The following is a 12,521-nucleotide window of genomic DNA, read 5'->3' as shown; positions in this document are numbered from 1 at the left end:
CATGGCACGCAGCCAAAGTCCCTCCCGCGCGAACGCAGCAACCGCCGCCGTCGACGGGGACTTCACCGAGAACATCATCGATATCGACGTCACTTCCGAGATGGAAGGCTCCTTCCTGGAGTACGCGTATTCGGTGATCTATTCCCGCGCGCTCCCCGATGCGCGCGACGGCCTGAAGCCGGTTCAACGGCGCATTCTGTACATGATGAGCGACATGGGCCTGCGCCCGGACCGCGGACACGTGAAGAGTGCCCGGGTGGTGGGCGAGGTCATGGGAAAGCTGCACCCGCACGGTGACGCCGCCATCTATGACGCCATGGTGCGAATGGCCCAGGACTTCTCCTTGCGCTTGCCCCTCATTGACGGGCACGGCAACTTCGGCTCGCTCGACGACGGCCCGGCCGCACCGCGTTACACGGAAGCCCGGCTCGCCGCAGCTGCGATGACGATGACCGAGCACCTCGACGAAGACGTAGTGGACTTCGTCCCCAACTACGACAACCAGCTCACGCAGCCGGATGTCCTCCCCGCCGCTTTCCCCAACCTGCTGGTCAACGGCACAACGGGCATCGCCGTCGGAATGGCCACCAACATGGCCCCCCACAACCTCGTGGAAGTCATCGCCGCCGCCCGGCACCTCATCGCCCATCCGGACGCCACCCTGGAAGACGTCATGCGCTTCGTGCCCGGCCCCGACTTGCCCACGGGCGGCAGGATCGTGGGTCTGGATGGAATCCGTGATGCCTACGCCACGGGACGCGGGTCATTCAAGACCCGCGCCAAGGTGGAGATCGAGCAACTGACCGCGCGCCGCACCGGCCTGGTGGTGACCGAACTGCCCTACATGGTGGGTCCGGAAAAGGTCATCGAGAAGATCAAAGATGCCGTCAATGCCAAGAAGCTGACCGGCATCAGCGATGTCATGGATCTCACTGACCGCAAGCATGGACTGCGGCTCGTGATTGAGATCAAGAACGGTTTCAACCCCAACGCCGTGCTTCAACAGCTCTACCGGTTCACGCCAATGGAAGACTCCTTCGGCATCAACAACGTGACCCTGGTGGATGGGCAGCCGCAGACTTTGGGCTTGCTCCAGCTCCTCCAGGTGTACGTCGGCCACCGCTTGTCCGTCGTGCGCCGTCGTACTGCTTTCCGCCTGGGCAAGAAGAAGGACCGCCTCCACTTGGTGGAGGGCCTGCTGGTCGCGATCGTGGACATCGACGAGGTCATCCAGATCATCCGCTCCTCGGACGAGGCCGCGGCAGCCCGCGAACGGCTCATGTCCATTTACGACTTGTCCGAGATCCAGGCCAACTACATTCTGGAACTTCGCCTGCGCCAACTGACCAAGTACTCGCGCATCGAACTCGAAAAAGAGCAGGAAGAACTGCTCCTCGAGATCGCCGAGCTTGAGGCGATCCTGGCGTCCGATGTTCTGCTGCGCGAGCTTGTGTCCGGGGAATTGGCCGAAGTGTCCGAGAAGTACGGCACCCCGCGACGCACCGTTCTCCTCGAGTCCGAGGCTGTCTCTCCCACCGTGGCCGCGGCGTTGGCAGCCACCGTGCCGGCGGGCAAGGGCAAAGCCGCAGCGCTCCCGCTCGAAATCCCGGATGATCCCTGCTGGGCAATCCTGAGCACCTCCGGCCAGATCGCACGGACGTCCAACCAGGAACCGCTGGCCGAATCCGGTCCCCGGAGCAAGCACGACGTTTACCGATCCGTGGTCAAGACAACCGCGCGGGGCGAAATCGGCGCTGTCACCTCGCAGGGCCGCATGCTCCGGGTACAAGTCATGGACATGCCGGCGCTACCACCGATGTCCGGCCTGCCCAATCTTGCGGGTGGCGTAGCGGCAAAGGACTTCATCACCCTGCTCAAGGGCGAGACGCTTGTGGCGTTCGTACCGTTGGATGCCGTGTTGGCCATCGGAACGGTCCAAGGAGTGGTCAAGCGCGTCCAGCCGGATTACCCGCTGAACCGTGAAGACTGGGAGATCATTGCGCTCAAGGACAAGGACACCGTGGTGGGCGTCGAGCCTGCCCAAAACGACGACGTCGAACTCGTCTTCGTGACCCGGCTCGCGCAGCTTTTGCGGTTCAGCGCCTCTTCCGTCCGGCCGCAGGGCCGGACAGCAGGCGGCATGGCCGGCATCAAGCTTGCACCCGGCGACGACGTCATCTACTTCGGCACGGTGCGCGCGGACGACCTCTCCGCCGTCGTCGTGACCATTGCGGGCAGCAACGGCGCGTTGCCGGGGACTGCTCCGGGCACGGCCAAGATCACGCCGTTCGAGGAGTATCCGGCCAAGGGCCGCGCAACGGGAGGCGTGCGGGCCCACAGATTCCTCAAGGGCGAAGACACACTGCTGCTCGGCTGGGCAGGTCACGGCCCTGCTAAAGCGGCGTCCAGCGCCGGCGTCGCGCGTGCCCTCCCGCAGGAGCACGGCCGGCGCGACGGCTCCGGTGTTCCCCTCTCCCAGCCCGTGGACGCGATCGGCGCAACCATGGCGTGGGAAGAAGGAAGCGGTCCGGAGACCGCCGGGGAATGAACTTCGCTGTCGCTCAGATCGGCACGGTAGCGATGCTGAGGATGTTTCCTTCTGTGTCGAGGAACCAGGCTCCGCGATCACCGGTAGGGAAGGTGGCAATGCCGTTCTCGGTTTTCAGGCCCGGGAAGTCGTATTCTTCGAAAACGACTCCGCGTGCCCTGAGATCGGCCATGTCCTGCTCCAGATCGGTGCTCTGGAATCCCAACTGGGTGTTCTTGGCGGTCCCGGCGTTGGGTGTCTCGTAGAGCAGGAAGGCGGTGCCGTTGGCGCATTTGTACAGCAGGTTATCTGCGGCCTCCGGGTTGTCCGGTTCGAGGCCCAACTTGTCGCGGTAGAAATCGCGGGCGCGAGCGAGATCGCTGGCAGGGAGCACGCCGGCGACGTTTAGATCCTTAAGCATGGCAATTTCACTTTCCAGGCTTCCCCACAGCACCTAACTTTACTCCTGATAGGCGATTTGGAGGTGTCCACGGGCACCCTCATTCCCCAGTGCGGCCGGATCGCGAACGCGGGCCCTAGACTACTGCCATGCCGATCATTCCCGATGACAAGGACTGGACCTGGGTCCTGTCCACGCCTTGCCCAGAATGCGGTTTCGACGCCGCCACCGTGACCCCGTCCACCGTGCCGGGAACAGTCCTGAACATGCTGCCGCGCTGGCGCGCCGTGCTGCGGCGCGAAGACGCCTCGATCCGCCCGGACGACCACACGTGGTCGCCCCTGGAGTACGCCTGCCACGTAAGGGATGTCTTCGGCCTCTTCGACCAGCGCCTGAACCTGATGCTGCGCGAAGACGACGCCCGCTTCGCCAACTGGGACCAGGACAAGGCCGCAATCGACGGCGACTACGCCAACGCGGATCCCGCCGAAGTGTCAGCGCAGCTGGCCGCCGAGGGCCAACAGATCGCGAATTCCTTCGCCTCCGTGCACGAGGATGAGTGGCCGCGCACCGGTGTCCGCAGCAACGGCTCCACCTTCACCGTGTTGACGTTTGCCCAGTACTTCCTGCATGACGTCGTCCATCACCTGCACGACGTCGACGGCTAGGCCCCGCCGTGACGTGGAAAGATACACGGGCCACCCGCCTCTTCAATATTGAACTGCCCATCGTCCTTGGCCCGTTCGGCGGCCTCTCATCGGTGGAGCTGTCGGCCACCGTCAGCGAGGCCGGAGGACTCGGTTCGTACGGGCTCTACGGCTACGAGCCGGAACGGATTACCGCCACAGCCCGCGAACTCAGGGAGGCCAGCGGGAAACCATTCGCGCTCAATCTCTGGCTCCCCATCGAGGGCGAGGAACCGCCGTCTGTGGATGCTGAGCAATTCGCTGCCTACGTGGACGTCCTCCGGCCCTATTTCGAGCTGGTGGGCGTGGAGCCTCCCACGCAGCCTGAAACTTATCTGCCTGATCTGGACGGTCAGATCCAGGCGGCCATCGACGCCAAGCCAACCGTCCTGAGCTTCGTGTTCGGCGTTCCTTCCGAGTCTGTGATCGAACAAGCCCACCGGAACGGCACAGTGGTGGTGGGTACTGCGACCACCGTGGACGAAGCGGCAGCCTTGGATGCCGGCGGGGTAGATGCCATCGTTGCCACGGGGATGGAGGCCGGCGGCCACCGGGTTTCATTCCTGCGTGCTCCCGAGGACTCGCTCGTTGGAACCATGGCCCTTGTGCCGCAGGCGGTGGATGCGGTCTCGGTTCCGGTCATCGCGGCCGGCGGTATATCCGATGGCCGTGGGGTCGCCGCCGCCCTGGCACTGGGTGCTGATGCGGTCCAGATCGGTTCGGCTTTCCTTGCCACGCGCCAATCGGCCATCAGTCCAGCGCACCTGGCCGCGCTGCACGGGCCCGACGCCGCCCACACTGTCCTGACCCGCGCCCTCAGCGGTCGTTTGGCGCGCGGCATCCCCAACCGGATCATCGCTGAGCTCGCCGACTCCGCCGTCCACGCCCCGTTCCCTATCCAAAACTGGCTGACTGGCAAGTTCCGGCCCGCTGCGGCTACCCAGGGAATCCCGGGGCTCATGTCCCTGTGGGCCGGACAATCGACGCCGCTCATCCGGGAGGACGATGCGCGGAAGCTCGTGGACAATATCGTCGAGTCGGTCGACGCCATCTTTGGGCGGATCGGCAGCTAGCCCCTCCTCGGCTAGTTTCCGTGCACTAGCTCCGGGAGGCTCGATGGCGAGCCGAGGTTCAGCCGGGAGTCTCCCCCGCTGATGTCGGCCGGGTTGTGGGTCACGAGGACTACCGTGACCCCTCCCAGTCCGCCACGAAGTTCGGCCATCATCAAACGGGCGGCCTCGGCGTCGAGATGGGCCGTCGGCTCGTCCAGGAGGAGGACTGTTGCTCCGGTCAGGAGCGTGCGGGCCATGGCGAGACGCTGGCGTTCGCCGCCGCTCAGGAACGACCCCGAGGGGCCTATGCGGCTATCCAGCCCGGCAGGAAGCCCCGATACCAGTCCGGAGAGCCCGACTGCGCCCAAGGCCTGGTGCATGTCCGCTTCGGAAGGTCTGCGGCTGGCCGGGCGGGCGAGCAACAGGTTCCCGCGGATGGTGGAATCGAAGAGGTGGGCCTCCTGCGGACACCACGCTGCGTTACCGGTGACGTAGGCTGCGCCGGACGATGCCGGCAGGAAACCGAGCAGCACCGAGAGCAGTGTCGATTTGCCGGAACCGGACGGACCCGTGACGGAGAGCCACTGCCCGGGGGCAGCCTCGCCGCTCAGTCCGCTGAACACCGTGGTGCCGCCGGGCCAAGACGCTTCGAGTCCGTCCAGAAGCAGCCCCGGAGAACCGCCAGGCCGCTCCGGTAAGGCCAGTACACCGCCGTCGGACGCTGCGGGCGCGTCAAACGCTCCCGACTCGGCGATTCGCCGCAATACTGCGGCCAAGGCGGGGGCCTGCCGCACGGCAGACACTACACCCCCGTAGGGTTCGGCGAGCGCCAGTTGCATGAGCACGACGACGGCAAGCACAGCTGGCGCAACAGTTCCGGCTTGCAAAGAAGGTCCCGCGAGAATGCCCGACGCCAGCGCTCCCAGCGTGCAGGCGAGGACGGTCAATCCTTGGCCTACGCCCTCGGCCCATGCCGAACGCTGTGCCGCCGCTGTGGCTTCGTTTTCCCGCCGGGTCAGGGACGATAGCACGGCAGGGGCCACGCCGTTGGCGCTGAGTTCGGCGCGGGCGTCGAGGGCGGAGGCAACGTCGTGCAGCACCAGTGAGCGCAGTTGCCGCTCCGCGCGCGAAGCGTTGCGGTCCGCCAACAGGGAAAGCAGGGGGGCCAGGACAACCCCGAACACGGCCGCCGCGATCACGGCCGGCACCGCTGCGGGCACGAGCAGTGCCGAGGCGGTCACCGCCGACGCCGCGACGGCAAGGGCCGTGAGCGGCGGAAGCACGACGCGGGGCAGCAAGTCCCGCAGCGTATCGACGTCGTCCACCACCGCCCCGAGCACGTTGCCGCCTTGCAGGAGCCGTCGGAGGGACAGTGCCCGCGCGCTGAGCGCCGTCCACAGCGCACCGCGGAGCCTTGTCATGGCGGCGAAGACGGCGTCGTGGACGAGGAGCCGTTCAGCGTAACGAAGCACTGCCCGGCCAATGCCGAAGAACCGCACACCCACGATTGCTCCGAGCAAGTACAGGATGGGCGGTTGTTCACTGGCCCGGATAATGAGCCAGCCCGACAATCCGGACAAGGCCACGGCGAACAAGGCTGCGAGCGCTGCAACCAGCACAGCACCGGCGAACTTGTAGCGGACGGGAGCGAGGATGCGTGCCAGAGCCTTGAGGGTGGAGATGGGGGTGGGGGGTTCAATTCCCCCGGCCGGGCCGCCCCGTAGACGGCTGTCCTGCTGGATTGCCGTTCCACGTGCGGCTGCCGCGGGTTCGCGATGGGCCGGGACGGCTTGCTGCTCTGCCGTCCCGCCGTCGAGACCCGCGCCGTCGAGCTCCACCACGTGGTCTGCAAGCTTCCGCGTTGCGGCATCGTGGGCGACCAGGATGACAGTCGCGGCGCCTCGCAGGCCCTGGATTGCCGTACGGATGGCATCGGCGGAGGTGGCGTCGAGATGGGCGGTCGGTTCATCGAGCAGGAGGACCGTGGCTCCGGCTTTGAGGCGCGCCAGGCCGCGGGCAACGGCAACGCGCCGCAATTCGCCAGGGCTGAGCTCTGCGGGGTGTTTGAGTGCGAGGTGTTCCGCGGCAGCCTTCTCCAGGCACTCCATTGCGGTCGCGTTGTTGGCGTCCGGGGTGGATTCGGAGTCGGTTGCCAGGAAGCCCCGGCTGCCGCCGTTGAGGTAGAGGACGATCTCCTCCAGCACAGTTGCAGCCACCATGACGGGATGCTGCGGTACCCAGGCCACGGCACCGGCGCCCAGTCCGGCAACGGTACCGCTAACGCACGCCCGCGTACCGTGACCGATCGTGCCGGCCAGAACGCCCAGTATGGTGCTCTTTCCCGAACCGCTGCGGCCGTCAAGGGCCGTGATCCGCCCTACGGGGGCATGGAAGTCGATGGGCCCGACGGCGGCCGCGGCCCGTCCCGCATAGCTCACCGTTAGTCCGGTGACCACGACGTCGGCGAGCGGATTGTTCGTGGCGTCCGCGCCGACGTCGTACGCATCATTCAGGGGGCGGCCCGCCGGCGACTCCAGCACGGCGTTAGCCGCGGCCAGTGCTTCGCGGCCGTCGTCGCTGGCGTGGTGGGCCGTGCCCAGCTCACGCAGGGGAAGGTAGCAATCGGGGGCGAGGATGAGGGCCAGCAGGCCTGCTTCCAGGCCCATGTCACCCGCCACGAGTCGTACGCCGATGAAGACGGCAACCACCGCCACGGAAATGGTGGCGATGAGCTCCAAGGCGAGGGCAGAAAGGAAGGCCGTCCGCAGGGTTCCCATCGTGCGGGAACGGTACTCCTCGGAGAGGTCTTCGAGCGCCGCGCGTTGTTCGCGGGCGCGGCCCAGTCCCACGAGCACCGGAAGCCCCTTTGCCAGCTCCAGGATGTGCCCCGAGAGCCTCCTCAGGGTGGATTGTGCCTCGTGGACCCTGTCCTCGGTGTGGCGGCCGATCAGCACCATGAAAAGCGGTACCAGCGGCAGGGTCAAAACCACAACCACGGCACTGACCCAGTCCGCGAAAAGGATCCGGACGCCCAGGAGCAAAGGTACTGCAGCGCAATTGATCAGGGCGGGCAGGAACTGGGTGTAGTAGTTGTCGAGCGCATCTAGTCCGCGCGTCGCGAGCACGGCCAGCCCGCCGTCGTTCATTTCACCGACTCGTCCTGCGGCCCCGGCGCCGAGGGCGCGGCCCAGAAGCCTGGACCTCAGCTCTTCCTTGACCCCGAGGGCCGCCCGGCGCGCTGCGACCCCCTGGCCCCAGACCGTCAGTGACCGCAGCACCGCGCCGACGGCACCCCAGAGGAGTCCTTCCCGCCACCCCATGCCGCCGGCGGCAAGTCCGGACAGCATCCCCGCGACGGCCTGTGCAATCAGGACCAGTGACAAGGCCTTGAGTGAAGCCAACAAACCAAGGGCGTACAGGGCGGATCGGGTGGCGGGTCCGGCGGGCAACTCGGGCTTCATCCGTTACTCCCTGGCGTTGTGGCGTGCGTGCTTTGCAGCCGGGCCGCCGGACGCCGCATGACCGACCAGCACCTTGGCAGCAATGGCCGGCAGGAAGCCATGTGCGGCCGGAATGTGGGCCGCGCTCACGCGCTGGCGGAACACCCAGTAGGTCCACGCCTGGTAGGCGATGACGAGGGGCAGGCCGACTGCCGCGACGATGCTCATCAACCCCAAGGTGTAGGCGGAGGATGAGGCGTTGGAAACGGTGAGGTTGAAGGCGGGATCCAAGGTCGAAGGAATCACCACCGGGAAGGCTGCACCGAAGATGGATGCCGTGGCGCACACCAGGAACACACCCAGGGCTCCGAAGGCCGTGCCCTCGGCTCCCTTGCGGGCGAGAGCCCAGGCCGCTGCGGCAGCCAGGGCTCCCACGATCACGAGTGCCCAGGTCCACGTCTTGCCGCTAAGGAGCTGCACGGCCACCATCCATCCCAGCAGCGGCAGCAATGCGACAGGCGAGAGCCGCACGAACCAGCGGCGCGCGCGGTGGCGCACCTCGCCGTCGGTCTTCAGGGCCAGGAACGCCAAAGCATGCACCAGGGCGAACGCGACGACGGCGAAGCCGCCCAGCACGGCGTAACCGCTGAACCAGGCAAAGGGGCCGCCTTGGCGGTCGCCGTTAGCGTTGAGCGGCAGCCCGGTAGTGGTCAGTGCCAGGGCAGCGCCGATGCCGAACGCGGCCGTGAACGAACCAACGGCAATGGCCCAGTCCCAGATGGTCCGCCAGCGCGCGGTGTCCACCTTGCCCCGGTACTCGAAAGCCACAGCCCGGAAGATCAAGGCCACCAGGACAAGCAGCAGTGGCAGGTAGAGGGCCGAGAACAGCGAGGCGTACCAGAGCGGGAAGGCCGCGAACGTGGCACCGGCCGCGGTCAGCAACCAGACTTCATTCCCGTCCCATACCGGGCCGATCGTGTTCAGTAGAACCCGGCGGTCGGTGTTGTTCCGGGCGAAGAGCTTCATGAGCATTCCGACCCCAAGATCGAAGCCCTCCAGGAAGAGGTAGCCGGTCCACAACACGGCGATGGCTATGAACCAAACGGTTGGCAACAGTTCCATGCGAAAGATCCCTCTGCTTCCTAGTAGGCGAATGCCAGGACGTCGTCGCTGTCGCCGGGCTGGCCCGGGGAACCCGGGGTCCCGCCGTCGTCGTCGTTCTTTTCGCCGTGGCGAGCCTCAGCGAGCTCCGGCATGGCGGAGACCACGCCCCCGCGGGCGTATTTGACCAGCAGCCGGACTTCCACCACCAACAGGACCGCGTAGATCGAGGCCAACACCACCAATGAGGTAATGAGCTCAGCAGCGGACACTCCGGGCGAGACGGCCGCGGCCGTGAACATGAACACCTGGTCGATGCCGCTCGCGTCCGGATTGGGCGCGACGACGAACGGCTGCCGACCCATTTCCGTGAAGATCCAGCCGGCGGCGTTGGCCCCAAAAGGAGCCAGGATGCCGAAGACCGCAAGGCGCATGATCCAACGGGATTGCGGCACCACTCCCTTGCGCGTCACCCACAGGGCAAGCAGCGCGGCAAAGGCGGCAATCCCGCCGAAGCCAATCATCATGCGGAAGCCCCAATAGGTCACTTCCATGACCGGCACGTACTGGATTTCCTGCCCTGCGCGATCGCCGTACAGGGGATCGTTCGGCAAGTGCGTGCCGTACTTGGCCTTGTACTCGTCCAGGAGGCTGTTGACGCCCTTCACCTCGGTGCTGAAGTCGCCCTTGGCCAGGAAGGAGAGAATGCCTGGAACCTCGATCACGGCCACAATGTCGTTGCAGTTCTTGGAGCCGACGTTGCCGACACTCAGCACGGAGAATCCGGTGCCGTCGTGACATGCGGCCTCAGCTGCGGCCATCTTCATGGGCTGCTGTTCGAACATCAACTTGCCCTGCAGATCGCCCGTGAAGGCGGTCCCGGCGAAGGAGATCATGGCAACGACGGCGCCGATCCGCAAGGAATTGATCCACACCTTGTAGTCTGCCTTGTCCCGTCCGGGAATATTGGCTTCTCCGGGAATGGCGCGGCCCTCCGCATCGACCGTGTCAATGCCGTCGTGGCGGCGCCGCCAGAGGTGGTACCACGCGATGCCCAGAAGGAACGCACCGGCGACGCCTAGTGCACCGAAGAGCGTGTGCGGCACAGCCACCAAGGCAGTGTTGTTGGTGAAGACGGCCCAGGCGTCGGTCATGACGGGGCGTCCGTTGACCATCTCGATGCCGACCGGGTGCTGCATCCAGGAATTGGCGACGATGATGAAGTAGGCCGAGAAGAGCGAGCCGATCACTGCGATCCAAAGGCACGCGAGGTGGACGCCGCGCTTGAGCTGCTTCCAGCCGAAGATCCACAGCCCTAGGAAGGTCGATTCCACAAAGAACGCCAGAAGCGCTTCCAAGGCCAGGGGCGCGCCGAAGATGTCTCCAACGAAGCGGCTGTACTCACTCCAGGCCATCCCGAACTGGAATTCCTGCACGATGCCCGTGGCCACGCCCATAATGAAGTTGATGAGGAAGAGCTTGCCCCAGAACTTGGTCATCCGAAGGTATTCAACTTTTCCGGTGCGGTACCAAAGTGTCTGGATGACGGCCACAACGAGCCCCAGCCCGATGGTCAGCGGCACCATCATGAAGTGGTAGACCGTGGTGATTCCAAATTGCCAGCGTGCGATTTCCAAGGCGTCCATGGCTGTCCTTATTATCCGGCTGCCCGCGATGCGGCGTCCATTTTCTACGTTGTGTAGAAATTTCTTCTTCTACGCAGTGTAGAACAAATCCGTGCGATGTGGTCACCACTCTTCCAGTGGCGTAACAGTGCCGCAAGGACACGCCGCGCCACATGTTCTACTTCACGTAGAATGGCGCTCCAAAAAGCGGTAGATTGATGGTGGAATGTTGGATCATCGCACTCCCCCCGGGCCATGTCGCGGCGGGGAACTGCGGAAAGTAGGGATGCATTGATGGCAAGTCTTGGTGAACTGGAACGGGCGGTCATGGATTTGCTCTGGGCAGGCCAGGAGGCTGCGACAGCCAACAAACTTCGTGATCTGCTGGCGCAGGACTCCGCAGCCGCCGATGGCATCGCAGGGCACCAAGGCAAGGACCTCGCCGTCACCACAGTGTTGACGGTCTTGTCCCGCCTTGAGAAAAAGGGTCTTGTGGAGCGCGAACGGGGCACCCGTCCGCACCGCTACCAAGCCGTGTCGAGCCGCGCTGACCACACGGCAGACCTCATGCATGAGGCGCTGGGCTCGGCCCCGGACCGCGAAGCCGTTCTGGCCCGGTTCATTGGTTCCGTAAGCGAAAGTGAAGCTGCCACGCTGCGCAAACTGCTCGGCAAAAACTAACCACCCATGTTCTGGACCTCATATTTTCTGGCGGTCCTTGCTTTGGTGCTGGCATGGCCGGTTCCGGTTCTCTTGTCGCGCGCCGAGTGGCCGGCGCGCGCACCTTTCATGGCCATGGTCCTTTGGCAAGCCATCGCACTCGCCGGTGGCCTCTCCATGATCGGGGCCATGCTCGTCTACGGACTTGAGCCCATCGGCGACAACCTCATTGCGGGGCTGCGTTCGTTGACCGGCATGGTGCTTCACAATGAGCCCACTACGGCACTGGGCTTCTGGCATTTGTTCGCGCTGTCCGCAGCGGCGCTGCTGAGCGCCCATCTGGTGTTTACCTTGCTGCTGACCTATGTCAAGATCGAGCGGCAGCGGCGGCGGCACCGTGAACTCCTGGCGCTTCTGGCCTCACCCTCCGACGACCGTCCGGGCACCGTGGTCATCAACCATGACTCACCCGTTGCCTACTGCCTGCCCGGCGGAGCAAGGTCCGTGACCGTGCTGTCCGATGGCCTGATGGCCGCGCTGGAACCTGCCGAGCTCAGGGCCGTCCTGATCCACGAGAACGCGCATCTCTCACAACGCCACGACCTCCTCTTGTGGGCCTTCGCCGCGTGGCGCCAGGCGTTGCCCTGGTTTCCCACCACCCGGCTCGCCCAGGTTGCGGTCAACTCCCTGATCGAGATGCTCGCGGATGACGTGGCGCTGCGCACCGAGAGCAAGGGAACCCTCATCAAGGCGATCGCGATCGTGGCCAGCGGTTCCGCCCGTCCTGTAGAGCGAGTCTCGCTGCCCGGAACAACCGCCCAGGACTCTTCCCCCGAAGGCAGCACGTTGAGCGGAACCGGCGGCGCCGACTCACCACGTACGACGGCGTCGCGCGTCAGCAGGCTACTCTCGCCCAAGCCTCCGCTTTCGGCAGGACTTCGCGCCTTGGTCCTGGCGGTGTCGGCCATGTTGCTTGCCGTGCCCACAGGCCTGCTGATCGTGCCGGGCCTGCTGGGCTGATTGGACCTGC

9 protein-coding genes are annotated in these 12,521 nt (G+C 65.4%); 5 read left to right on the top strand and 4 right to left on the bottom strand.

The features are described 5' to 3' along the window. Nucleotide 1: 1 nt before the first annotated feature. Nucleotides 2-2,548 (top strand): DNA topoisomerase (ATP-hydrolyzing) subunit A, encoded by a 2,547-nt coding sequence (locus tag LFT43_RS07825; protein ID WP_395802005.1) that lies wholly within the window; start codon nucleotides 2-4, stop codon nucleotides 2,546-2,548. Between the two features lie 13 nt (nucleotides 2,549-2,561). Here the strand turns inward: LFT43_RS07825 and LFT43_RS07820 are convergent, their stop codons facing one another. Next, nucleotides 2,562-2,948, bottom strand: coding sequence for a VOC family protein (locus LFT43_RS07820; protein WP_184739400.1), 387 nt, complete (start codon nucleotides 2,946-2,948; stop codon nucleotides 2,562-2,564). Nucleotides 2,949-3,076: 128 nt separating this feature from the next. Here LFT43_RS07820 and LFT43_RS07815 point away from each other — a divergent pair, with 128 nt between their 5' ends. Further along, nucleotides 3,077-3,595, top strand: a complete 519-nt coding sequence (locus tag LFT43_RS07815) for a DinB family protein (RefSeq protein WP_395802002.1) — start codon at nucleotides 3,077-3,079, stop codon at nucleotides 3,593-3,595. An 8-nt stretch (nucleotides 3,596-3,603) separates the two neighbouring features. Continuing rightward, on the top strand, nucleotides 3,604-4,686 hold the full coding sequence (locus LFT43_RS07810; RefSeq protein WP_395802000.1) for an NAD(P)H-dependent flavin oxidoreductase: 1,083 nt from the start codon (nucleotides 3,604-3,606) through the stop codon (nucleotides 4,684-4,686). Nucleotides 4,687-4,697: 11 nt separating this feature from the next. Here the strand turns inward: LFT43_RS07810 and cydD are convergent, their stop codons facing one another. Genes cydD through LFT43_RS07795 form a run of 3 tightly spaced genes read right to left on the bottom strand, consistent with a single transcriptional unit; the run spans nucleotide 4,698 to nucleotide 10,852 of the window. Beyond that, nucleotides 4,698-8,126 (bottom strand): thiol reductant ABC exporter subunit CydD, encoded by a 3,429-nt coding sequence (gene cydD / locus LFT43_RS07805; protein ID WP_395801998.1) that lies wholly within the window; start codon nucleotides 8,124-8,126, stop codon nucleotides 4,698-4,700. Between the two features lie 3 nt (nucleotides 8,127-8,129). After that, nucleotides 8,130-9,227 carry a cytochrome d ubiquinol oxidase subunit II gene (gene cydB, locus LFT43_RS07800; protein ID WP_395801996.1) on the bottom strand — a complete coding sequence of 366 codons (1,098 nt, stop codon included), beginning with the start codon at nucleotides 9,225-9,227 and terminating at the stop codon, nucleotides 8,130-8,132. 20 nt (nucleotides 9,228-9,247) lie between these two features. Then, nucleotides 9,248-10,852 (bottom strand): cytochrome ubiquinol oxidase subunit I, encoded by a 1,605-nt coding sequence (locus tag LFT43_RS07795; protein WP_395801994.1) that lies wholly within the window; start codon nucleotides 10,850-10,852, stop codon nucleotides 9,248-9,250. A gap of 273 nt (nucleotides 10,853-11,125) precedes the next feature. On the opposite strand from LFT43_RS07795, the gene LFT43_RS07790 reads away from it, so the two are divergent. Next, nucleotides 11,126-11,512 (top strand): BlaI/MecI/CopY family transcriptional regulator, encoded by a 387-nt coding sequence (locus tag LFT43_RS07790; protein ID WP_395801992.1) that lies wholly within the window; start codon nucleotides 11,126-11,128, stop codon nucleotides 11,510-11,512. A gap of 6 nt (nucleotides 11,513-11,518) precedes the next feature. Beyond that, nucleotides 11,519-12,511, top strand: coding sequence for a M56 family metallopeptidase (locus LFT43_RS07785; RefSeq protein ID WP_395801989.1), 993 nt, complete (start codon nucleotides 11,519-11,521; stop codon nucleotides 12,509-12,511). Nucleotides 12,512-12,521 lie beyond the last annotated feature (10 nt).

It is taken from the genome of Arthrobacter sp. FW306-04-A, assembly GCF_044358315.1.
In the GTDB taxonomy this organism is placed as follows: Bacteria; Actinomycetota; Actinomycetes; order Actinomycetales; family Micrococcaceae; genus Arthrobacter.
The sequence above is the reverse complement of the archived record's forward strand: the minus strand, read 5'-3'. Positions and strand labels throughout refer to the sequence as shown.

What these genes read in the sequence shown, in the direction of transcription:
- LFT43_RS07815 (WP_395802002.1), top strand. Translation starts at nt 3,077, where the DNA reads ATGCCGATCATTCCCGATGACAAGGACTGGACCTGGGTCCTGTCCACG.
- LFT43_RS07820 (WP_184739400.1), bottom strand. Translation starts at nt 2,948, where the DNA reads ATGCTTAAGGATCTAAACGTCGCCGGCGTGCTCCCTGCCAGCGATCTC.
- LFT43_RS07795 (WP_395801994.1), bottom strand. Translation starts at nt 10,852, where the DNA reads ATGGACGCCTTGGAAATCGCACGCTGGCAATTTGGAATCACCACGGTC.
- LFT43_RS07785 (WP_395801989.1), top strand. Translation starts at nt 11,519, where the DNA reads ATGTTCTGGACCTCATATTTTCTGGCGGTCCTTGCTTTGGTGCTGGCA.
- cydB (WP_395801996.1), bottom strand. Translation starts at nt 9,227, where the DNA reads ATGGAACTGTTGCCAACCGTTTGGTTCATAGCCATCGCCGTGTTGTGG.
- LFT43_RS07825 (WP_395802005.1), top strand. Translation starts at nt 2, where the DNA reads ATGGCACGCAGCCAAAGTCCCTCCCGCGCGAACGCAGCAACCGCCGCC.
- cydD (WP_395801998.1), bottom strand. Translation starts at nt 8,126, where the DNA reads ATGAAGCCCGAGTTGCCCGCCGGACCCGCCACCCGATCCGCCCTGTAC.
- LFT43_RS07790 (WP_395801992.1), top strand. Translation starts at nt 11,126, where the DNA reads ATGGCAAGTCTTGGTGAACTGGAACGGGCGGTCATGGATTTGCTCTGG.